19 protein-coding genes are annotated in these 21,368 nt (G+C 66.3%); 9 read left to right on the top strand and 10 right to left on the bottom strand.

Going from position 1 to position 21,368, the window contains the following annotated elements; genetic code table 11:
* Positions 1–155: 155 nt before the first annotated feature.
* Positions 156–1,670: a lipopolysaccharide biosynthesis protein gene (locus QUV11_RS13925; RefSeq protein WP_300883495.1), complete on the top strand. Its 1,515-nt coding sequence runs from the start codon at positions 156–158 to the stop codon at positions 1,668–1,670.
* A 7-nt stretch (positions 1,671–1,677) separates the two neighbouring features.
* Here QUV11_RS13925 and QUV11_RS13920 read toward each other — a convergent pair whose 3' ends face one another.
* Positions 1,678–2,157: a low molecular weight protein-tyrosine-phosphatase gene (locus tag QUV11_RS13920; protein ID WP_300883494.1), complete on the bottom strand. Its 480-nt coding sequence runs from the start codon at positions 2,155–2,157 to the stop codon at positions 1,678–1,680.
* Positions 2,158–2,306: 149 nt separating this feature from the next.
* On the opposite strand from QUV11_RS13920, the gene QUV11_RS13915 reads away from it, so the two are divergent.
* Positions 2,307–3,905: an MFS transporter gene (locus tag QUV11_RS13915; RefSeq protein WP_300883496.1), complete on the top strand. Its 1,599-nt coding sequence runs from the start codon at positions 2,307–2,309 to the stop codon at positions 3,903–3,905.
* 47 nt (positions 3,906–3,952) lie between these two features.
* On the opposite strand, the gene QUV11_RS13910 is transcribed toward QUV11_RS13915, so the two are convergent.
* The 8 genes from QUV11_RS13910 to QUV11_RS13875 form a co-directional block, all read right to left on the bottom strand.
* Complete coding sequence (locus tag QUV11_RS13910) at positions 3,953–6,031, bottom strand: catalase (RefSeq protein WP_300883493.1); 2,079 nt, start codon at positions 6,029–6,031, stop codon at positions 3,953–3,955.
* Positions 6,032–6,184: 153 nt separating this feature from the next.
* Positions 6,185–6,745 carry a VOC family protein gene (locus QUV11_RS13905; protein WP_300883492.1) on the bottom strand — a complete coding sequence of 187 codons (561 nt, stop codon included), beginning with the start codon at positions 6,743–6,745 and terminating at the stop codon, positions 6,185–6,187.
* Between the two features lie 140 nt (positions 6,746–6,885).
* Positions 6,886–8,073, bottom strand: coding sequence for a CaiB/BaiF CoA-transferase family protein (locus QUV11_RS13900; protein WP_300883491.1), 1,188 nt, complete (start codon positions 8,071–8,073; stop codon positions 6,886–6,888).
* The gene (locus QUV11_RS13895; RefSeq protein ID WP_300883490.1) at positions 8,070–8,987 is read right to left on the bottom strand and encodes a hydroxymethylglutaryl-CoA lyase; all 918 of its coding nucleotides are present in this window, start codon (positions 8,985–8,987) and stop codon (positions 8,070–8,072) included. Before QUV11_RS13895 ends, QUV11_RS13900 begins: the two co-directional genes overlap by 4 nt.
* The gene (leuD, locus tag QUV11_RS13890) at positions 8,980–9,588 is read right to left on the bottom strand and encodes a 3-isopropylmalate dehydratase small subunit (protein WP_300883489.1); all 609 of its coding nucleotides are present in this window, start codon (positions 9,586–9,588) and stop codon (positions 8,980–8,982) included. Before leuD ends, QUV11_RS13895 begins: the two co-directional genes overlap by 8 nt.
* Entirely contained in the window at positions 9,581–11,071 is a 1,491-nt protein-coding gene (locus QUV11_RS13885) for a 3-isopropylmalate dehydratase large subunit (RefSeq protein ID WP_300883488.1), read from the bottom strand. The genes leuD and QUV11_RS13885 overlap by 8 nt, the downstream gene beginning before the upstream one ends.
* A gap of 129 nt (positions 11,072–11,200) precedes the next feature.
* Positions 11,201–11,698, bottom strand: a complete 498-nt coding sequence (locus tag QUV11_RS13880; protein WP_300883487.1) for a DUF3598 domain-containing protein — start codon at positions 11,696–11,698, stop codon at positions 11,201–11,203.
* Positions 11,699–11,710: 12 nt separating this feature from the next.
* Entirely contained in the window at positions 11,711–13,084 is a 1,374-nt protein-coding gene (locus QUV11_RS13875; RefSeq protein ID WP_300883486.1) for an alpha/beta fold hydrolase, read from the bottom strand.
* Positions 13,085–13,166: 82 nt separating this feature from the next.
* On the opposite strand from QUV11_RS13875, the gene QUV11_RS13870 reads away from it, so the two are divergent.
* The 6 genes from QUV11_RS13870 to QUV11_RS13845 all read left to right on the top strand — a co-directional run bounded on the left by QUV11_RS13870 (position 13,167) and on the right by QUV11_RS13845 (position 18,349).
* Positions 13,167–13,847, top strand: a complete 681-nt coding sequence (locus QUV11_RS13870; RefSeq protein WP_300883484.1) for an isochorismatase family protein — start codon at positions 13,167–13,169, stop codon at positions 13,845–13,847.
* Positions 13,848–14,046: 199 nt separating this feature from the next.
* On the top strand, positions 14,047–14,931 hold the full coding sequence (locus tag QUV11_RS13865; RefSeq protein ID WP_300883483.1) for a polysaccharide deacetylase family protein: 885 nt from the start codon (positions 14,047–14,049) through the stop codon (positions 14,929–14,931).
* Positions 14,932–15,073: 142 nt separating this feature from the next.
* The gene (locus tag QUV11_RS13860; protein WP_300883482.1) at positions 15,074–15,997 is read left to right on the top strand and encodes a polysaccharide deacetylase family protein; all 924 of its coding nucleotides are present in this window, start codon (positions 15,074–15,076) and stop codon (positions 15,995–15,997) included.
* A complete protein-coding gene (locus QUV11_RS13855; protein WP_300883481.1) occupies positions 15,994–17,418 on the top strand; it encodes an aldehyde dehydrogenase family protein in 1,425 nt (474 codons plus the stop codon). Before QUV11_RS13860 ends, QUV11_RS13855 begins: the two co-directional genes overlap by 4 nt.
* Positions 17,415–17,885, top strand: a complete 471-nt coding sequence (locus tag QUV11_RS13850; protein ID WP_300883480.1) for a hypothetical protein — start codon at positions 17,415–17,417, stop codon at positions 17,883–17,885. The genes QUV11_RS13855 and QUV11_RS13850 overlap by 4 nt, the downstream gene beginning before the upstream one ends.
* Entirely contained in the window at positions 17,882–18,349 is a 468-nt protein-coding gene (locus QUV11_RS13845; RefSeq protein WP_300883479.1) for a DUF1330 domain-containing protein, read from the top strand. Before QUV11_RS13850 ends, QUV11_RS13845 begins: the two co-directional genes overlap by 4 nt.
* 25 nt (positions 18,350–18,374) lie before the next feature.
* Here the strand turns inward: QUV11_RS13845 and QUV11_RS13840 are convergent, their stop codons facing one another.
* Positions 18,375–20,012, bottom strand: coding sequence for a ShlB/FhaC/HecB family hemolysin secretion/activation protein (locus QUV11_RS13840; protein WP_300883478.1), 1,638 nt, complete (start codon positions 20,010–20,012; stop codon positions 18,375–18,377).
* A 137-nt stretch (positions 20,013–20,149) separates the two neighbouring features.
* On the opposite strand from QUV11_RS13840, the gene QUV11_RS13835 reads away from it, so the two are divergent.
* Positions 20,150–21,368 (top strand): FecR domain-containing protein (locus QUV11_RS13835; protein ID WP_300883477.1); only part of this gene is annotated, 1,219 nt, incomplete at its 3' end.

Raw genomic sequence — 21,368 nt, 5'->3', positions numbered from 1 at the left:
GAAAGGGCATATATGGACCACTCCGATTCGGGTCAAACCCTTTTTGCAGTTTTGTTTCAGTTTTTTTGGGGAATTGCGGCTAGGCAGCGGATCCATAAGGTTTTGGTGGTATTGCCGCCAGGACTGACCTGCGCCTGACGGGACCACGACACTATATGGTTGAAGACACTGCACAAACGATAGCCGATTCGGGCTTTGCCCAGCGGGTGAAGACCGCGGTGTTCTGGCGTTCGGGCAGCCAGATCGTCAGCCAGGTGGTGATGTGGACCACCACGCTTGCGGTGATTCGCATTCTCGACCCGGCCGATTACGGGCTGTTCGCCATGACCCAGGTGGTCATGGTGATGCTCGCCTTTCTCAATGGCTATGGCTTTGCCAGCTCGCTGATCCAGCAGGAACGGATCGACCGCTTTCGTGTCCGCCAGGCGTTCGGTCTGTTGCTGATCCTCAATGTCGGCATCGCCGCGATCCAGTTTGCCGCCGCCCCGGCCATTGCCGCCTATTACAACCAGCCGATGGTCGCCGACCTGCTGCGCTGGCAGACGGTCATGTATCTGGCGACGCCCTTTGTGGCGGTCCCCGAGGTCTTGATGAGCCGCGCGCTCGACTTCCGCCGGCTGGCGATCGTCAACCTGATCTCGGCCTTGGTCTGCGCGCTCACCTCGCTCGCCTGTGCGATGGCAGGCTGGGGTGTGTGGACGCTGGTGGCAGCGCCGGTGTCCATGGTGTGGACCCGCGCGATCGGGCTGTGCATTGCCCAGCGCTTCATCGTCTGGCCGAGCTTCAACTTCAAGGGCACCGGCGCGATGATCGGCTTCGGCGGCGCGATGCTGACCAGCCACCTGTTGTGGAGCATCCAGACCCAGGCCGATGTGCTGATCGCCGGCCGCGTGCTCGATCCGCATGCGCTGGGCCTCTATGCCGAGGCGCTGTTCCTGGCACAGATGTTCGCGTCCAAGGTGATCCCTCCGCTCAACGAGGTTGCCTTCCCCGCCTATGCCCGGCTGCAGGCCGAGCCCGCGCGGCTGCAGGCGGCGTTCCTGAAAGCCATCGCGCTGATCATGCTGATCAGCTGCCCGGTCTATGCCGGGCTGGCGGTCACCGCGCCCGAGGCGGTGTATACCCTGTTCGGGCCCAAATGGATCGAGATGGTGCCTCTGGTGCAGCTGTTCGCGATCGCCATGCCGTTCATGACCCTGCATGTGCTGCTGGCGCCTGCGGTCAATGCGCTGGGCCATCCGCGGATCACGGTGCGCTGCTCTGCCTTTGGCGCGGCGTTCATGCCTTTGGTGTTCCTGATCGGCGTGCAGTTCGGCGTGACCGGGCTGGCGCTCGGCTGGGTGCTGGGGATGCCGGTGGTGCTGGGCTTTGCGCTGTGGCAATCCTGCCCGATCATCGGCGTCCGGGTGCGCGACGTGCTGATCGCCTGCGCGCCGGGGGTCGGTGCGGCCACCGCGATGGCGGCGCTGGTGTGGACGATGCAGGTGGGGCTTGCCGGCGCGCTCGACAGCAATGTCGCGGAGGTCATGGCGCGGCTTGCGCTGCTCGCAGGGCTGGGGGCGCTCATCTATTTCCTGTTGCTGCGGATGCTGGCCCCGCAGATGCTGCGCGATGCCATCGGCCTGCTGCGCCGCCAGCCCCCGCCGCTGGAAGAGCCCCTTCCGGCCTGACCCGCGCTCAGCCGCGCCCGCCGAAATGCTGGAGCACCGATCGGGCAATCGCCTGAGCATCGCGCCAGGTGGCATCGAACCCGGCCGCATCGCCATAATACGGATCGGAGACTGCCTGCCCTGCGCGCCCGTCGACCAGATCGAGCGCCAGTCGAACGTCGGCGCGGTGCCCGCGCGGCGCGATGGCGTTCAGCCCGGCGAGATTGTCGTGATCCATCGCCAGGATCAGATCGAAGCGGGCAAAGTCGTCGCTGCGCACCTGCCGCGCCCGCAAACCGGCGATATCGACGCCATGCCGGGCGGCGACCGCGATCGCGCGCGCATCGGGGCGATCGCCCGCGTGCCATCCACCGGTCCCTGCCGAATCGACGCTCCATCGCAGCCCGCTTTGCGCCACGGCATACCGCAGCGCGCCGTCCGCCAACGGCGAACGACAGATGTTGCCAAGGCACACGAACAGGATCGCGGGAGCTCGATCAGCCGTCATAGCGCACGTGCCTTCCACCCCTGTTCCGCAAGCCCGCCCCGATAGGCGCTTGCACCAGCCCATTGCTCTGCTAGCCAAGGTCCACGACAAGAACAAGCAACGGGAGATGCAGGCACGTGGCGGGATCAATCGGTACTCACGATAGCAGCATCCCGGACCAGACGGCCGCCCCAGCGGACACGCCCCCCTCCCCCGCCACCCATGCAACGCCTTATGCCTGGTACGGCCTGGGCATCCTGTTCCTGGTCTATGTGCTGAACTTCATCGACCGGCAGATCATCACCATCCTGGCGCCCGACATCAAGGCCGATCTCGGGCTCGATGATGCCGATATCGGCTTTCTGTATGGCACCGCTTTTGCCGTGTTCTATGCCCTGTTCGGCATTCCTTTGGGGCGCCTCGCCGATAGCTGGAACCGGGTGCGGCTGCTGACATTGGGCCTGGCGATCTGGTCGGCAATGACCGCAGTGTCGGGCTTTGCCAAGAACGGCACGACGCTGGGTCTCGCGCGGATGGGAGTCGGCATCGGCGAGGCGACCGCCAGCCCGTCGGCCTATTCGCTGATTTCGGACATGTTCCCAAAGCGCATGCGCGGCACCGCGCTCGCGATCTATTCCGCCGGACTCTACTTCGGCGGCGGAATCTCGCTGATGATCGGCGGATTCATCGTTGCCGGGTGGAACGATGCCTATCCCGGCGGCGGCCCGATGGGGCTGGTTGGCTGGCAGGCGGCGTTCCTCGCGGTCGGTATCCCGGGGCTGCTGCTGGCAGTATGGGTGGCAACGCTGCGCGAGCCGGTGCGGGGCCTGGTCGACGGCTTGCCAACCCCGCCCACGGCCGAACCGTTTCGCGGCTTTCTGCAGGAGCTGTTTGCGGTCATCCCGCCGTTCACCCTGATCTCGGCAGCGCAGCGCGGCGTATCGGCGCTCGCGATCAATATCGGCGTGATCGTGGTGCTGGCGCTGGCGGCCTTCGGGCTGATCGCGCTGACCGGCGCGACGCTGCAATGGATCTGCATCGCCGTGGGATATTATGCGGTGTTTTCCTGGGCGGCCTCGCTGCGCCGACGGGATGCAGCCACCTTCGCATTGATCTGGGGATCGCCTGCGTTCCTCTACACCATCCTGGGCTATGGCTGCGTCGCCTTCATGTCGTACGCGACCACCGCGTTCGGGCCGAGCTATGCCGCGCAGGTGTTGGGCGAATCCACCGCCACCATTGGGCTGTGGCTTGGCGGGCTCGGCGCAGCGGGTGGATTTGTCGGCGTGATCCTGGGGGGGCGGATGTCCGACTGGTTGCGCACGCGCAGCGAATCAGGCCGCATCCTGGTGATCGCCTTCGGGCTGCTGACCCCGGTCATCCCGATCGTGCTGGCCTTCACCACGGTCAACGATCCCGGCTCGAACATGGACTTCGTGCGCTTCGCGGCCTTCGTCTCGCTGGCCAACATGCTTGCCAGTTCTGCGCTGGGCGCGGCTGCGGCAACGACTCAGGATCTGGTGATGCCGCGGATGCGCGGCACCGCAACCGCAACCTTCTTCCTGGCAACCACGCTGTTCGGGCTGGCGCTGGGCCCGTATCTGGCGGGACAGATGTCGGTCATCTCCGGCAGCCTGTCGACCGGTGTGCTGTCGATCCTGGTGATCGTGCCGGTGGGGATGCTGCTGCTGCTCGCCGCTTATCGCAGCGTGCCGCTGGCCGAGCGCAGCGTGGTCGAGCGTGCGCGGGCTGCGGGTGAGGATGTTTGAACGATCCGGGCGGCGCCACTGGCACCGCCCGGACGGTTAGCCCAGGATCAGGCGAGCATGCGCACGCCGGGTTCGCGATCGTAAAAGCGCGTAGCCGCTGCCTTGATGAAGTCGTCGCCGGTGCCGGTCACGCCCGCATCGGGTTCGACTCCCGCCTTGTCGAGCAGAGGCTTGGCGGCCTTGCTCGCGCCGATCGCCTTCAGATGCCCGAAGGCATCCATCGCGAACTGCACCGCAGCGGCTTCCTTGAGCAGCATCTTGGCGCCGTCCTCCGACAGCACGATCGCGACCGCATCGAACAGCTGGCTGGGGCTTCCGGCGAGCTGGCCGTCGGCGCTGTGCATCTTGCCATCGGAAAGCTTCGCCCCGCCGACCTTCGGCGCGACGATGAACACTGTGGCACCGGCCTTTTCGATCGCCTTGGTGACAGTGTCGAGCTCGCCCGCATCGGTGCCATCGGCAATCAGCACGCCGACCTTGCGGCCCTTGAGCGTCGCCTTCATGTTCTTGTGGATCGACAGCGCATCCGAAGGCTTCATCTCGACCGGCTTGCGCGCGGCCTCGGCCTTGGCCGGAAGCTCGATGTTCAGCCCATCCGCGACGCGCTTGGCGAGATCCTCGTCCACATTGCGCAGATTGGCGAGCATGCGGGTGGGCACCTGATCCAGATCGGCCACCTTGGACAGCTCGAACACGAACGACGAGGCAATGTGCGCCTGCTCGTTTTCGGTCTGCGAACGGTAGAACAGCCGTGCCTGGCTGTAGTGATCGGCAAACAGCTCTGCCCGCACCCGCAACTTGTCGCCCTGCTCATCGGAACCGCTGGCCAGGTTGGTGGTGGCAAAGCCCTTGGCAGCGCTTTCACGCGGCCCGGCTTCCTCGCCATGTTCGGCGAGCGAGTTGGGCTCGTAATTGGCGCGGCCCTTGGGCACCATCGTCTGCATCATGCCGTCGCGCTGGAAATTGCCGAACGGGCAGCGCGGCGCATTGACCGGGATCTGGTGGAAATTGGTCGTGCCCAGCCGCGACTTCTGCGTGTCGAGATAGCTGAACAGCCGGCCCTGCAGGAGCGGATCGTTCGAAAAGTCGATCCCCGGAACGATGTTGGTCGGCAGGAACGCGACCTGTTCGGTCTCGGCGAAGAAGTTGTCGACGTTGCGGTTGAGCGTCATCTTGCCGATGATCCGCACCGGAATGTCCTCTTCCGGGATCAGCTTGGTCGCATCGAGCACGTCATACGCTTGCGCATCGGCGAATTCCTGATCGAACACCTGGATGCCCAGTTCCCATTCGGGGAAATCGCCGCCATCGATCGCTTCGAACAGGTCGCGGCGGTGATAGTCGTTGTCTGCAGCCTGCAGCTTGAGCGCCTCGTCCCAGATCGTCGACTGGATGCCGAGCTTGGGCTTCCAGTGGAACTTGACGAAGCTCGCCTTGCCGGCAGCATTGACCATCTTGAAGGTGTGGACGCCGAAGCCCTCGATCATCCGCAGGCTGCGCGGCAGGGTGCGGTCGGACATCGCCCACATCAGCATGTGGGTCGATTCGGGCATCAGCGACGCCCAGTCCCAGAAGGTGTCGTGCGCGCTGCCCGCCTGCGGATAGCCACGGTCGGCCTCCATCTTCACCGCGTGGACCAGATCGGGGAACTTGATCGCGTCCTGGATGAAGAACACCGGGATGTTGTTGCCGACCAGATCCCAGTTGCCTTTGCGGGTGTAGAACTTAACCGCAAAGCCGCGCACATCGCGCGGGGTATCGACCGAACCTGCACCGCCCGCGACGGTGGAGAAGCGGACGAAGACCTCGGTCTTCTCGCCCTTGGTGAACACGGCAGCCTTGCTGAGGTCCGAAATGTCGTCGGTGGCCTCGAACACACCGTGTGCGCCGGTGCCGCGGGCATGCACGATGCGCTCGGGGATACGCTCATGGTCGAAATGGAAGATCTTCTCGCGCAGCACGAAATCCTCGAGCAGCGTAGGGCCGCGCGCGCCGGATTTCAGGCTGTTCTGGTTGTCCGAGATCGGCATGCCGTGGTTGGTGGTGAGCACCGGGGTGTCGCCGCTGGCCTGCTGGTGGGTTTCGCCGCCGTTGCCTTTGGTCGTCTCATGTGCGGATTTGGTCATGCGTAGCTCCTGCTCTTCGAGGATCAGCGCACGCCTTGGGGCGGACAAAGGCCTGGGACACAGGCGCGCGCGGACCGGACGCACCTGCGCCGTTGCAGAACCTACGCGCTGCACCGGCATGCGATGCATCGGTCGGAGAGGAAAATGACCCAGCTATTTGAGAATCTGGTTCATCTCGATCAAGGTGCCGTCGGGATCGAAGAAATTGCAGCCGCGCACCCGGATCGCCGGACCGCCATTGCGCCCCGGATATTCCTGCATGCGCGGCGGCGCAGTCATGGTGACTCCGGGGATCTTGGCAGCCGCAGCGCAGCGGCCGTCGACATCATCGGTGTTCATCACGATCACCGTGCCGCCCGGCCCCATGCGTTTGGGATAGGGCCCCGGATCGGGCAAAGGCGGGTCGGTCCACTGCATCAGCCCGATCCAGCCGATGAACGGATCGTTCGCATTGAGCAGCACCAGCCGCGCCTTGGCGCCCGGCTCGCCCGCCGGCAGCGCGACGCCGCTGGTTTCGACCACGGTATCGTAATTGACCTGCAAGCCGACGACATCGCGGTAGAGCTTGAGCGAGGCTTCCATGTCGCGCACGATCAGCGTCACACGCCGGATATCGGTGGGCAGCCGCTCGGCCGGGGCTTCAACTCCGGGTGAGGAGGTGGCGGGGCGGTCCTGGGCGTGCGCAGTGCAGGCTGTCAGAACAAGTGCCGTCATTCCCGCGAACGCGGGAATCCCGCTTTGCTTCACCCAGTCAGAGAATAAGCGGGACCCCCGCATTCGCGGGGGTGACGAAATTGAGGTTTCAGAAAATGCGGACGTGCGGCGAGCAAACGCCATTGTCATGACTGTTTCCATCACCCGTCTCCCTCCACGGCCCCACTCGCCAGCAACGCATCAATCCGAGCGGTCTCATAGCCCAGCCCCGCCAGCACGCCGCGGGTATCCGCCCCCGCCTGCGGCAGCACCGCTTCAGCAGACGGGCGCGCGCCGTTCATCTCGATCGGCAACGTGGGCAGCATTGTCGTCGTGCCATCGCTCAACGTCACCGGCTCGAGCCCGCCGCTGGCGAGCAGGTGCGGGTCATCGAACATGTCCTCGGGCCGCCCGATCGGCGCGAACGGCAGACCGGTGCCCTCGAGTCTGGCGATCAGGTCGTCGCGCTTCCAGGTTTTCACCAGCGCGCGGATCTGCGGCATGATCCGATCGCGCGCCAGCACCCGCGCAGTGTTCTCGCGGATGCTCGCGTCGGCCCAGAGGTCATCGAGCCCGAACAGCGCGCAGAATTTCTCCCACAGCGCATCGGTGACCACGCCGATGAAGATCGGCTTGTCATCGGCGGTCTCGAACACGTCGTAGATCGCCCAGGCGCTGATCCGCGCGGGCATGGGGGCGGCGGGTTTGCCGGTCACCGCCATCTGCGCCATGTGCTGGCCGATCAGGTAGATCGTCGTTTCGAACAGGGAGCTCTGCACCTTCTGCCCGGTGCCGGTGCGGTGCCGTTCCTCGACCGCCGCGAGGATCGCGATCACGCCGAACATGCCGCCGGTGACGTCGATCACGCTGGAGCCTGCGCGCAAGGGGCGTCCGGGTGGTCCGGTCATGTACGCCAGCCCACCCATCATCTGCGCGACCTCGTCCAGCGCGGTGCGCTGCTCATAGGGACCAGGGAGAAAACCCTTTTCGCTGCAATAGATGAGGCGCGGATTGGTGGCCGAGAGCGCCTCATAGCCCAGCCCCAGCCGGTCCATCGCGCCGGGGCGATAGTTCTCGATCAGGATGTCGGCGCCGGCCGCGAGATCGCGCGCCACCGCAAGGCCTTCCGTCGATTTGAGATCGAGGCAGATGCTGGCCTTGTGCCGGTTGTACATCGGAAAATAGCCCGCGCCCGAACCGATCAGCCGCCGCGTGCGGTCGCCGGCGATCGGCTCGACCCGCACCACCTCGGCGCCCAAGGAGGCAAGGATCGCGCCGGCCGCCGGGCCCATCACCATATGCGTGAACTCGACGACCTTGAGGTTCTTGAGCGGCTGCGGTCCGGTCATGCGATGTGCCTTTCAAATCCCAATGGCAGCCCTGCGTCGGGGGTGAACCCGTAGAGCGGCTCGCCGGGCAGCGCTTCGGCGAGGATGCTGCGGACCGCGAGCAACGCATCGAGGTCGATCCCGGTTTCCACCCCCATCGCCGCGAGCATGAACACCAGATCCTCGGTGACGATATTGCCCGAAGCCCCCGGCGCGAACGGGCAGCCGCCCAGACCTCCGAGCGACGCGTCCAGCGTGGTGATGCCTTCGTCCAGTCCCGCCAGCGCATTGGCAAGGCCCAGACCCCGCGTGTTGTGCAGGTGCAAGGTCGTCATCCGCTCCGCGCCGACCTCGGCGCGCACCGCGCGCACCAGCCGCTTGACCTGCGCCGGGTTGGCATAGCCGGTGGTATCCGACAGGCTGAACTCCTGCGCCCCCGCCTCGGCCGCCGCGACCGCAAGGCGCACCACCTGCGCCTCGTCAACGGGGCCTTCCATCGTGCAGCCGAATGCGGTCGACAGCCCGACGGCAAAATGCACGCCGCCCGCGCGCGCCAAAACAGCGATCGCGGCGATCTCCTCGAGCATCTGCGCATGGCTCTTGCGGACATTCTTGAGGCTGTGGGTTTCGGACATCGAAAACGGGATCGAGATCGCATGGGCCCCTGCTTCAATCGCGCGCGCCGCGCCTTTGGCGTTGGGGACGAGCGCGACGACGTTGAGGCCTGGGATGGTCCGCGCAAACGCCACGATCTCGGCGCTGTCGGCCATCTGCGGCAACAGGCTGGGCGGCACGAAGCTGCCCACCTCGATCTCGCGCACCCCGGCGGCGGCCTCGGCGGCGATCCAGCGCTTCTTGGCCTCGGTCGGCATCACCCTCGCGATGCTCTGCAGCCCGTCGCGCGGGCCGACTTCGCTGATCAGCACGTCAGGCATGGTTCTGCTCCAGATAGACCCAGGGGCGCTGCGACCGGTCGCGCGCATGAAAGGCTTGGATGGCGTCGCGGTGTTTGAGCGTCAGGTCGATGGCATCGAGCCCCTCGAGCAGCATCGCCCTGGCCTCGCCCTCGATATCGAACGACAGCGTCGCATCGGCGCTACTGACGGTCTGTGCCACCAGGTCGACATGGCAAACGACCCCCGCCAGCGGAGCGATCGCCTCGGTCGGCAGCACCACCGGAACGATGCCGTTGCGCACGCAATTGCTCTGGAAGATCGGCGCGAAACTGGGCGCGACGATGCAGCGGATCCCGTATTCCACGAGAGCCCACACCGCATGCTCGCGGCTCGACCCGCACCCGAAATTGCGCCCGCCGAGCAGCAAGGCGGCATCGCGGTATTGCGGCTGGTTGAGCACGAAATCCGGGTTCGGTGTCCGCGTCGCATCGATGTAGCGCCAGCCGGCGAACAGCCCGTCGGCAAGACCCGTCTTGCCGGTGCTTGTCATCTCGCGCGAAGGAATGATGGCATCGGTATCGACATTGTCGCGCAGCAAGGGCGCGGCGATCGAAGTCAGCCTGGTGAAGGGCTCAGCCAAACTCCCTCTCCCCTTTAGGGGGGAGGGTCGGGGAGGGGGGGATGGACTTCCCTTCACCTGATCCCCTCTCCCTTCGCCGCTGCACGGCTCTTCCCGCTCCCCTCAATGGGAGAGGGCGGATAGCCCGCGCATCGGCGATGGCGCCCGCGATCGCGCTGGCGGCAACGGTTTCGGGGCTGGCGATATGGGTTTTCACACGCAGCCCCTGGCGGCTTTCGAAATTGCGGTTGGTCGACGAGATCACCCGCGATCCTTCGGCAAAGCTCTCACCGCCCGCAAAGAAACACATCGAACAGCCGCTCATCCGCCATTCGAAGCCCGCGTCCAAAAACACCCGGTCGAGCCCCTCGGCCTCGGCGGCGCGCCGGACCGCGCTGGATCCGGGAACGCAGATCGCGCGAATGCCGGGTGCGACCTTGCGGCCCTTGAGCAAAGCGGCAGCGCGGCGCAGATCGGACAGGCGGGCATTGGTGCAGCTGCCGATGAACGCGGCGTCGATCGGCGTGCCGATCAGGCGCGCATTGGCCTCGAGCGCCATATAGTCGAGCATCGCAGGCGCAGCATCAGCAGGCACGCTGCCGGTGACAGCCACGCTCGCCTGCGGGCTGGTGCCCCAGCTCACCATCGGCGCGATTGACCCGGCATCGATCGCAATCTCGCAGTCGAATACGGCATCGTCGTCCGTGCGCAGGGTCTGCCACCCGGACAGCGCGGCCCGCCATTGTGCACCCTGCGGTGCATAGCGCCTGCCCTTGAGCCATTCGAAGGTGACATCATCGGGCGCGATCAGCCCGGCGAAGGCCGAAAACTCGGTCGCCATGTTGCACAGCGTCATCCGCGCTTCCATGTCGAGCGCGGTGACGGACTCGCCCGCGAACTCGACGACATGCCCCGCGCCGCCGCCCGCGCCGTGCGCGGCGATCAGCGCCAGCATCATGTCCTTGGCCGTCACCCCCGGCGAAAGCGTGCCGGTGAAGGTGACCCGCATCGCCCTGGGCCGCGTCAGCCGCAGCGTGCCGGTCGCCATCGCATGTTCGGCCTCGGACGAGCCGATCCCCCAGGCGAGCGCGCCCAGCGCGCCCTGCGTGCAGGTGTGGCTGTCGGGCGCGATCAGCGTGAGACCTGGCAGCACAATACCCAGCTCGGGGCTGACCACATGCATGATCCCCTGGTCGGGATCGCTGACATCGAACAGGGTGATCCCCGCCGCCTGCGCTGCTGCGCGCGTTTCGGTGATGAACGCCTGCCCGCCGGGCATCAGCGTCTGGTCGGTGCGGCCGGGCAGCGTATCGACGATATGGTCCATCATCGCGAACACGCGGCTCGGATCGGCCACCGCGCGCCCGGCCGCCGCAAGCGAATTGAGCGCCGCCGCCCCGGTGCGCTCGTGCAGCAGCACCCGGTCGATCGCGACCAGCGCGGCCCCGCCCGGAAGCGGCGCCACGATATGCGCGTCCCAGATGCGGTCGAACAGGGTGGTCACTTGAGCCCTCTCCCCTTCAGGGGAGAGGGGGGAGCCACGCAGTGGCGGGGGGAGAGGGGCAGTCGCCCAAGTCGGCGCGGCCCCCTCTCCCAACCCTCTTCCCTGAAGGGGAGAGGGCTATAGTGCCCCTCACGCACTCGCCGCCATCTCCGCTTCGAGCGCGCGCCAGTCGGTGGTCACCCGGGTTTCCTGGATCGCGGTGCGCGTCTCCAGCAGGCCGTTGCGGATCCAGTGCCAGGTGCGGCAGCGCGAGTTGCCGTCATCGGAAATCTGGATCATCTCGTAGAGATACAGCGAAGGATCGCCCTGGCGCTGCCAGTAGAGCATCACCGTGCGGTTGTATGCGTCGAGCCCGACCTCGGCTGCCCAGCCGACGATCAGCTCATTGTCCCACCACACGCGCTTGTCGCGATACGCCGCGGGGAATTCGCGGATCTCGGTGCGGCCATCGGGCCAAGTATAATGGTTGGTCTGGTGATAGGGGAATGGCCCGTCATCGGGAAAGCGGCAGAAGAGCCGGCTCTGATGCTCGTCGATCTTCTCGCCGGCGGCATTATAGTATGTGTACACGCCGTCCCACACACCTTCGTGCCGCGCCAGTATCGGCATGTCCTCGCGAATACCCATATCTTCGTCTCCTTATTGGCTGTTGATCGCTTCACAATAGCTGCGCGCCGCTGTCGCCCTCAGCAGTGCGCGGTGTTCGCCTGCCAGACAGTCCGGGTCGATATCCGCCGGGTCAAATGCGATGGCATGCGCCGCGTTGGCTTCATGATGCGGCGCGAAGAAATGCCGCGCGCGCACGATCTGCCAGGCGCGCACCAGATGCGTGCCATAGCGGTCGGGCGAAAGGTCGGGGAACAGGAGCGCCGGATCGCCCCGCGGCGGATCGGGCTGGCGGATCTCGCTGAGGCCGAAATGCGCGGCCACCGCAGCGATCACCTCGGCCCAGGGCTGCCAATGCGTTGGCGCCTCTCCCGGCCAGCCGTCGGACAGGCCATGGCCCGGCATGTCGATCGCCAGCACATCCTTGGCCCCGCGCGTCAGCTCCGCGCCGGGGGCATGCACCAGCAGCACGCCGGAAGCCGGATCGCCCTGCCAGTGGATCAACCCGGAAAACTTTGGCGTCTGGATCGCGACGAACCCGGCGGTCGCACTTTGCTGCAGCACAACCGGCTCGGGCTGGCCTGCGCGCTTGAGAAAGTCGAGGCTGAGCGCCTGATGCTCCGCAGGCGTCGCACACGCCTGCGCGCGCCAGCCTGCGGGCATCGTGCCCAGCCGATCCAGATGCACCTGCAACGGATCGCCGTCATAGGCGCTGATCAGCACCGGCGGTGTCACCGTATCGGGGGGCGGAATGTCGCGCGGCGCGCGCAGCACTGCGCCATAGCCCGCGCGATAGGCATCGCCCGCATCGAGCATCTCGCGCACCGCCATGTCGACGCGCGCAACATCGGCATGCGCGCCCGGCAGCCGTGCGGCATCGCGCACATCGAACCACGGGAAGAACCAGCTCTGTTCGAGCATCCGGTTCCACAGCCACACCAGATGCTCGCCATAGGGGCTGGGCAGGAACGGCGGCAGATAGGACTGGCCGAACAGCGCCATCTCTTCGGGCGTCCAGATCGCATAGCCGCCGATGGCGATGCCGGTGAACCTTTGGGGGTGGCGCCGCAGCGCGGTCACCAGAATGATCCCACCCGAATGGAAGCCATAGGCCGGGCACGCCGCCAGCCCCAGGGCATCCATGGTGTCGATCAGCGCATCGGCAAAATCGTGGATGTCGGGGACACCTGGCAGCGGATCGGACTGGCCGAAACCCGGAGTGTCGGGCGCAATGCAGGTGAAGTGCGCGGCCCACCGCTCCATCAGCGCGGCATATTCGCCGCTGTTGCGCGGGCTCTGGTGGATCATCAGCAGCGGCGGCCCACTGCCCGCCTGTCGGTAATGCACGCGGCGATGCTGGCCGTCAGCAAGCGGCACGTCCACATAATGGCGGGTGATCCGAGTCATACCTCAATTTGTCCGGACAAATTCATCTCGACAAGCCCTTTTTTGTTATTATGCTCTCGAATCGAGAATAAGTGGAGGAACCATGGAGATTGTCGGCACCCGGATGATCCGCGAGGACAGGACCGCGCGCGAATTGTTCGAAGCGGTGATGGCCAATCCGGCGCGCAACAAGTTCGGCTTCGGCAGCAAGCTTGCCATCGTCAATGTCGATGTGCAGCAGGCCTATACCCGGATCGACATGTTCAAGACCGCCTATGAGACCGACCCCCGGCAGATCGAGCACATCAACACGATCTCGCGGCTCGCGCGCGAAAAGGGCATGCCGGTGATCTGGAGCCGTGTCGCCTACAAGGACGATGCCGCAGACGCCGGCGTCTGGGGCACGCGCACCGACACCCCCGACAGCCTGCAGAACATCCGCTATGACTCCGAGCGCCACGCGTACGATCCGCGCTGCGAATTCGGGCCGGACGATCTGCATTACACCAAGCGCATGCCCAGCGCGTTCTTCGAGACCCCGCTGGCGAGCTATCTGCAGTTCCACCGCGTCGACACGGTGGTGGTCACCGGCGGCAGCACATCGGGCTGCGTCCGTGCGACCGCGGTGGATGCGCTCAGCCACGGCTATCGCACGATCGTCCCGATCGAGACCTGCGCCGACAAGCACGAGAGCTATCACTTCGCCAACCTCACCGACCTGCAGCTGAAATATGCCGATGTCGAACCGGTGCAGACGGTGATCGACTGGCTGGAGAGGACGTGATGGGTGGTAGTGCCGCACACACCTTCTCTCCCTTGACGGGAGAGAATAGGAAGGCTTGGCGGCTTGTCCGCCTAGCCGGACTTAGAGAGGGTGGAGCGGTTGCACGCACCCTCTCCCAGCTTCGACTAGGTTCGCTGCGCTCACCAAGTCTGCGCAACCCTCTCCCGTCAAGGGAGAGGGGGGGATTGGAGAGAGGGCTATGACCCCCGATCCGCAACTCTACGCCTTCACCCCCTGGCGCGGGCGCCCGAAAATCCGCTGGCCCGGCGGCAAGAGCTGCGCCGTCTGGGTCGCGCCCAACCTCGAGTATTACGAGCTCGATCCGCCCACCAACCCGCACCGCAAGAGCTGGGCGAAACCGCACCCCGACGTCGTGGGATATGCGCACCGCGACCATGCCAACCGCGTCGGCCACTGGCGGATGGCGGACGTGATGACCCGGCACGGATTTCCCGGATCGGTCAGCCTGTCGGTCGCCTTGTGCGATCACATCCCCGAAGTGGTCGAGGACGCACGCCAGCGCGGCTGGGAATTCTTCAGCCACGGCATTTACAACACCCGCTACAGCTATGGCATGGACGAGGCTCAGGAGCGCGCGATCATCGAGGACAGCATCGCGACCGTCGAGCGCGCGACCGGCCAGCGCATCCGCGGCTGGCTTGCGCCCGCGCTCACCCACACCCCGCGCACGCTCGACCTGATCGCCGAATACGGGCTCGACTACACCTGCGACCTGTATCACGACGACCAGCCGACCGATGTGAAGGTCGCCTCCGGGCAGCTGACGGCGATCCCCTACAGCCTCGAGGTCAACGACCATTACGGCTTCTTCATCTACAACATGAGCCCGCGCGATTATGCCGACACGCTGATCCGCCAGTTCGAGCGGCTGGCGAGCGAAGGCGAGGCCGCCGACGGCCCCGGCGGCACGGTGATGTGCATCCCGCTGCACAGCTATCTGATCGGCCAGCCGCACCGCATCGGCCCGTTCGAGGAGGTGCTGCGGCATATCGCCGCCGACGGCCGCGCCTGGATCGCGACCGCGGGCGAGATTGTCGATGCCTGGCGGGAGCAGCAGGGATGAGCGGGATGCTGGCGCACATAGAGCCCTCTCCCCTTCAGGGGAGAGGGTTGGGAGAGGGGCAGTCGCCAACCTCTGACCATGCCCCTCTCCCCCCGACGCCTGACGGCGTCTCCCCCCTCTCCCCTGCAGGGGAGAGGGCAAGATGACACTCGACCCCAGCTATCTCGAATACCCCTATCGCCGTGCAGGCATGGACCACGCGCTGTACCCGTACAGCAACCTGATAACGCGCCCACCCGTCGCCTGGCCCGAAGGCAAAAGCGTCGCGATCTGGCCGGTGATCAGCCTCGAATGGTTCCCGATGGTGCCTTCCGACACACCGTTCCGTGCGCCCGGGCATATGCAGACCGCCTACCCAGATTACCGCCATTATACCGCGCGCGAATATGGCACGCGGATCGGCCTGTACCGCTTGCTCGATGCATTCGAGGCGGTGGGCGCCAAGGTGTCGGTGGCGTGCAACGGCGCGATTGCGGAGCGCTACCCCGCGATCATCGAGGCGCTGCAGGCGGGCGGGCACGAGATCATTGCGCATTCGACCGACATGAACGGAACGATCGCCTCGGGCCTATCCGAAGACGCCGAACGCGCGCTGATTGCAGGCTCGCTCGATGCACTCGAAAAGGCGAGCGGCGTTCGTCCGCGCGGCTGGCTGTCGATCGCGCGCTCGCAGTCGTTCGCCACCCCGCGGCTGCTCACCGAGGCGGGGGTCGATTATATGTGCGACTGGGTGAACGACGAGCTGCCCTATAGGATGACCACCGAGGCCGGCGAGATCGTCAACATTCCGCTCAACCACGAACTGTCCGACCGCCAGATCATCAACGTCCAGCAGCAGTCGGTGGACAGCTATGCGCAGCAGATGCGCGATGCCTATGGCTGGCTGGCGAGCGAGGCGGCGGCGCAGGGCGGGCGGATGCTGCCGATGCACCTCACCCCCTACATCATGGGCCTGCCCTACCGGATCGACGCGTTCGAGCGGCTGGTGCGCTGGCTGGCCGAACAGCCGGGCACCTGGTTCGCCACCGGAAGCGAGGTGCTCGATGCCTGGAGCGCGAACCGATGAAGGTCATCAACCCGCGCACCGGCGAGGCGGATTACGCCATCGCGCCGCTCGATGCCGTCGCGGTGCAGGCCGATGCCGCGCGGCTGCGCGCGGCGCAACCGGCCTGGGCGGCGCTGGGGTCCGAAGCGCGCTGCGCTATCCTGCATCGTTGGGCCGATGCGGTGGTGGCACACCGCGAACCTTTGCTCGCCGCGCTGACGCTCGACACCGGGCGCAAGCGGATATCCGAGATCGAGGTCGACGGCCTGCCCGGCACGATCCGCCGCTGGGCCGATCTGGCGCCGAAGCTGATCGCCGAGCACAGCCGCGACAACCAACCCAGCGCGCATCCCACGGTCCGCAACAGCACGCGCCTTGTCCCCTATCCGCTGTTCGGGGCGATCGCGCCGTGGAACTTCCCGATCGTGCTCTCGACCATCGATGCGATCCCCGCGCTCGCCGCCGGGTGCGCGGCTTTGGTCAAACCGTCCGAGGTCACCCCGCGTTTCATCGCGCCGCTTATGGAAACGGTCACCCAGGTGCCCGAGCTCGCCGCCGTGCTGTCGTTCATCGAGGGCGACGCCGCGACCGGCCAGGCTCTGGTCGAAGCGGTGGACTATGTCTGCTTCACCGGATCGGTCGCCACCGGCCGCAAGGTAGCCGAAGCCGCCGCGCGCGCCTTCATCCCCGCCAACCTCGAACTCGGCGGCAAGGACCCGATGATCGTGCTGGCGAGCGCCGATCCGGTCGCTGCGGCACACCTCGCCCTGCGCGCGAGCATCGTCGCCACCGGCCAGGCGTGCCAGTCTATCGAGCGGATCTATGTGGCACGGCCGATCTACCAGCCGTTCCTCGATGCGCTGGTCGAAGCCGCGAGCCAGGTGCGGCTGAACTACCCCGACATCGCGGTCGGCGACATCGGCCCGTTCATCTTCGGACCCCAGGGGGCGAAAGTGCAGGCACAGATCGACGAGGCGGTGGTGATGGGGGCAAGAGTGCTCACTGGCGGCTCGGTCGAGACATTGTGCGGCGGCCAGTATCTGCGGCCCACCGTCATCGCCGATGCGACATCCGGTATGGCCGTGGTGCGCGACGAAACCTTCGGGCCCGTCCTGCCGGTGATCGCGTTCGACGACGTGGAGGATGCGATTCGCCAGGCCAATGACAGCGTCTACGGCCTGTCCGCCGCTGTCGTCGCAGCGACGGCAGAGGAAGCCGAAACGGTCGCGATCCGGCTCGAGGCGGGTGCGGTATCGATCAACGACGGCTCGATGACATCGATGGTCTGGGACGCAGAGAACAGCTCGTTCAAGCTGTCGGGCATGGGGCCATCGCGCATGGGAGAAAGCGGCCTGCTGCGCTATTTCCGCAAGCAGGCGCTGATCCGCCAGACCGGCGCGCCGCTGCCGCTCGCCGCTTATGCCGAGGACGCCCCGCGATGAGGGAATTGCTTGCCAAGGCGATGCCTGCCCTGTTCGCGCATGAGGGGGTCTGGGAGGGGGTGTATCGCCATATCGACGCGGATGGCCAACTGATCAACCAGCACCGCATGCGCACCCGCTGCGAATTCCCGGCGACCGGCGAGTTCGCCTATATCCAGCACAACCATCTGATCTGGCCCGATGGCCGCGAGCAGCGGTTGAGCTTCGGCGGCAGCTTCCGCGAGGGCCGGCTGTGGTGGGATACCGACCGCTTCCACGGCCATGGCTGGGAAACGCTCGACAGTGTGCTGATGCTCACCCTGCACCGCAAGGACGAGCCGGGCGTGCGCTTCACCGAGATGATCCAGATATCCGATGATGGCGAATCGCGCGCGCGCACCTGGCAATGGTTCCGCGATGGTACCCCGTTCAGGCGGACATTGTGTGACGAACGGCGCATCTCGCGCGATCCGGAGACCGAGTTATGATCACCCCCATGCTGATGATGGCCGCCGCCACCGATAGCACCTCGACCACCGCGCCGCCGTGCGATGCTCCGGTGGTGATGGTGATTGCGGGCCCCACCCACGACCGCGAACGCATGGCGGCCTATGGCAAGGCGATCGCCGACAGCAAACTGTACGAGAAATTGGGCGGCTATTACATCAACGTGCCGCGTCCGCTCGCGACCTTCGAAGGGACACCGCCTGTGGGCTATACCGTGCTGATGGTGCGCTTCCCCTGTCTCGCCAATGCCGAGGCGTTCTGGAACTCGAAAGAGTATCAGGAAAACATCAAGCCGCTGCGGCTCAGCCCCTCGGCGGGAGATTACACCGTGACGGTCTATCCCGAAGCCCCGTTGCGCGCCGATCTGGCGGGCAAGGTCGGAGACAACGGCTATATCGCGACCTTCGATGCGTCGGGGGTCGAACCGTCGGCGCCAAAACCCTGAAGCCTTTGTCGGCGCGGATCCGGCCTCAGAACGTCAGCCACGTTTCGAAATTCCCTCTGGGCTCGCGATCCTGATCGAGCGGGACGCCAATCTCGATACCGAAGCCGAACCGACGGGTAACCTGCGCGCGCAATCCCGCGCCTGCGGTTGCCAGCTCGTGATCGCTGCCGCCACGCAGGTTGGTCAGCCGGGCAGCATCGCCATAGCCATAGACCTGCAGCTCTCTCAGAAGGCGGGGAATGCCGGGCACATCGACGCGCACTTCGACCGCCCCGGCCAGCGCATTGTCGCCTGCCTCCTCGCGGAAGAAATAGCCCCGGCCGAAGTTCGGTCCGCCGAACCCCATTTCGTCCCCGGCCAGCAGCGGACGAGACGCGAACTGCGCCTTGACGTCGGTTCTGACGCTCAGCGGTCCGGCGATCGGGGATATCACCGATGCGCCGAGCTCGAGCAAGGTGAACCGCGCATCGCCGTCGTCGCGCGAGGCCAGCGGGTCCCCCTGCCGGGTCGATCCGAACCAGCCCGTTCCCCGGGTGATGTCGACCCGCCCGAATGCCCGCATCCCATCGACCCGCACCGAGGCATCGAAACCTGCGGTCAACGCGGCCACGCGTTCGGCGCGTGAGCGGGTGCCATCGCTGGATTGTTCGGTATCGCGGTAGGACATGCCGATCGTGGCGCCGAGCGACAGGTTCGGGGTCAGCACGACGGGGTTCTCGATCCAGGCCCGGACCCGTTCGCCCTGCCCTTCGAGCTCGCGTCCGGTGTTCGCCCCGACCGCATCGATGCGGGCGACGCTGCCCGAAAACCCTATCCGGGTGCCATCAGCATCGACGGGAACCGTATAGCTGACCGATCCGAACAGATATTCCTGCGGGCTTGCCGGGGTGGTGATCGCAAAACCGGTAACCTCGTCGCCATCGGTGATGACACTGCGCTGGCGAACGCGCCCGCGCAGCTTGACCGGGCCCAATGTGTCGCTGCCCCAGTTGTCGGCTGCAATCCGTGCCGCCGTCTGCTGTTCGCGCAGGCGGACGACGAGAATGTTCAGCGTGCCCTCCTGCTTGAGCGCCGCCCTGACCACGCGGACGCCGGGGACGGCTTCGGCCAGCAGGATCGCGCGCTGCAGCTCCGTGCCGCGCACCGGTTTGCCGATTGCCAGCGGCGCAAACATGCGATCGACAAGATCGTTCTGGGCGCCTTCGATCCGGACCGCATCGATCCGGCCCTCGTCGACGGTCACGACGAGCACGCCTGCTGCGACGGTCTGCCGCCCGATGGCCGCCTGGCCCAGCGGATACCCCAGCCCATGCAGTCGCGCGACGACGGCCTGCACCAGATCACGTTGGCCGTCAGCGTCCAGGTTGCGACCGAGAAACGGTTCGAGCGCAGGCATGAAATCGGCCTGCGCCAGCGTCTCCAGCCCGGCCAGGCGCACGGCCCCCACCTGAACGCTGCGCGCTGCCGCGGCCACCGGCAAACTGTCGAGTTCATACGCCAAAACGGGGGGCAACGCCGGTGCGCGCGGATCATCCTGCTGGGTCGTTTCCGATTCGGCGATCAACGGATCGAGACGGTCCGCGCCGTCCTGACCGAACGCCGGATTACCGCCGTAAACGGCAAGGGCAGCGGCGATGCCGATGGCAGCAGAACAGTGGGTCATTTCATGGTTGCTAGGTTCAGTTACTGAAAATCCTGTTAAAATTTAGTCAGTTAATCTTTCCGCAACGGCGCGATGTTCTAACGGCAGCCGGAAGTTCGTTGGCTATTGGCGAGCCGGAAGTATGCGTGGGACGCACGATGACGAAATGGATTGCGATGAAGGCCGCAGCGGCGCTCATGTTGTCGGGCTCCAGCCAGTTGGCGATGGCTGCCAGCGACCGGTGGCGAATCAGCGAATCCAGCGGGCAGGTCACCGTGCTGCGCAGCGGCCGTCAGACCACAGCGTCGCGCGGCAGCAACCTGCAGCCCGGAGATGTGGTGCAAACCGGCGCCGGCGGGCGCGCCGTCATGGCCCGCGACCGCGAATTCGTGGTTGTCGCTCCGAATTCGCGGCTGACGGTTCCTGCCGACGACCAATCCGGCTTCACACGCTGGGTGCAGGACATGGGCAACGCAATCTTCAAGGTTCGCAAACGGCCGACCCAGCATTATTCTGTAGAGACCCCCTATCTGGCGGCCGTCGTCAAAGGCACGACCTTCAGCGTCACGGTCGATGGCGCAGGCTCGAGCGTGCAGGTGGTCGAAGGCCTGGTCGAGGTCTCGACGCTCGGCGGCGAGGCCAGGGAAATGCTGGAACCCGGCGATATCATATCGGTGGGCAGCAATGACCCCGGTCAGTTCCGGACCGAAGACCCTGCCCCCGCTCCGACCCCGGCCGCAGCAGCCGGCGCGCAGATCGCCGAGGCCGTGACCGCCGACATCGGCCCGCTCGAGGACCGCACGGGCGGCCTGGTGACCGGCGAGTTGGCAACTCTGGCGATCATTGCGATCGCGGACATCGAGGAGGAGGATCAGCCCGAAACGCCGCAGGCACCCGAGCCTGTCGCCGTAGCGCCGCCCGCAGAGCCCGAACCCGAACCCGAGCCGGAGCCCGAACCTGAGCCTGAGCCGGAGCCGGAGCCGGAGCCTGAACCCGGGCCCGAGCCTGAACCCGAACCTGAGCCCGAGCCGGAGCCCGAACCCGAGCCCGAGCCCGAACCCGAACCCGAACCCGAACCCGAGCCGGAGCCCGAGCCTGCGCCCGAGCCGGAGCCCGAACCTGAACCCGAGCCCGAGCCGGAACCCGAGCCCGAGCCGGAGCCCGAACCCGAACCCGAACCCGAACCCGAACCCGAACCCGAGCCGGAGCCTGAACCCGAGCCCGAGCCCGAGCCCGAACCCGAGCCCGAGCCCGAGCCGGAGCCTGAACCCGAGCCGGAGCCCGAACCTGAACCCGAGCCCGAACCCGAGCCCGAGCCCGAGCCCGAACCCGAACCCGAACCCGAGCCGGAGCCCGAACCTGAACCCGAGCCCGAGC

The sequence above is a fragment of the Blastomonas sp. genome, assembly GCF_030373265.1.
GTDB lineage: Bacteria > Pseudomonadota > Alphaproteobacteria > Sphingomonadales > Sphingomonadaceae > Blastomonas.
This window is presented reverse-complemented; position numbering and strand designations above follow the sequence as displayed.

Coding starts and splice junctions, on each gene's coding strand:
- QUV11_RS13925 (WP_300883495.1), top strand. CDS start 156: ATGGTTGAAGACACTGCACAAACGATAGCCGATTCGGGCTTTGCCCAG.
- QUV11_RS13920 (WP_300883494.1), bottom strand. CDS start 2,157: ATGACGGCTGATCGAGCTCCCGCGATCCTGTTCGTGTGCCTTGGCAAC.
- QUV11_RS13910 (WP_300883493.1), bottom strand. CDS start 6,031: ATGACCAAATCCGCACATGAGACGACCAAAGGCAACGGCGGCGAAACC.
- QUV11_RS13905 (WP_300883492.1), bottom strand. CDS start 6,745: ATGACGGCACTTGTTCTGACAGCCTGCACTGCGCACGCCCAGGACCGC.
- QUV11_RS13900 (WP_300883491.1), bottom strand. CDS start 8,073: ATGACCGGACCGCAGCCGCTCAAGAACCTCAAGGTCGTCGAGTTCACG.
- QUV11_RS13895 (WP_300883490.1), bottom strand. CDS start 8,987: ATGCCTGACGTGCTGATCAGCGAAGTCGGCCCGCGCGACGGGCTGCAG.
- QUV11_RS13880 (WP_300883487.1), bottom strand. CDS start 11,698: ATGGGTATTCGCGAGGACATGCCGATACTGGCGCGGCACGAAGGTGTG.
- QUV11_RS13875 (WP_300883486.1), bottom strand. CDS start 13,084: ATGACTCGGATCACCCGCCATTATGTGGACGTGCCGCTTGCTGACGGC.
- QUV11_RS13870 (WP_300883484.1), top strand. CDS start 13,167: ATGGAGATTGTCGGCACCCGGATGATCCGCGAGGACAGGACCGCGCGC.
- QUV11_RS13865 (WP_300883483.1), top strand. CDS start 14,047: ATGACCCCCGATCCGCAACTCTACGCCTTCACCCCCTGGCGCGGGCGC.
- QUV11_RS13860 (WP_300883482.1), top strand. CDS start 15,074: ATGACACTCGACCCCAGCTATCTCGAATACCCCTATCGCCGTGCAGGC.
- QUV11_RS13855 (WP_300883481.1), top strand. CDS start 15,994: ATGAAGGTCATCAACCCGCGCACCGGCGAGGCGGATTACGCCATCGCG.
- QUV11_RS13850 (WP_300883480.1), top strand. CDS start 17,415: ATGAGGGAATTGCTTGCCAAGGCGATGCCTGCCCTGTTCGCGCATGAG.
- QUV11_RS13845 (WP_300883479.1), top strand. CDS start 17,882: ATGATCACCCCCATGCTGATGATGGCCGCCGCCACCGATAGCACCTCG.
- QUV11_RS13840 (WP_300883478.1), bottom strand. CDS start 20,012: ATGACCCACTGTTCTGCTGCCATCGGCATCGCCGCTGCCCTTGCCGTT.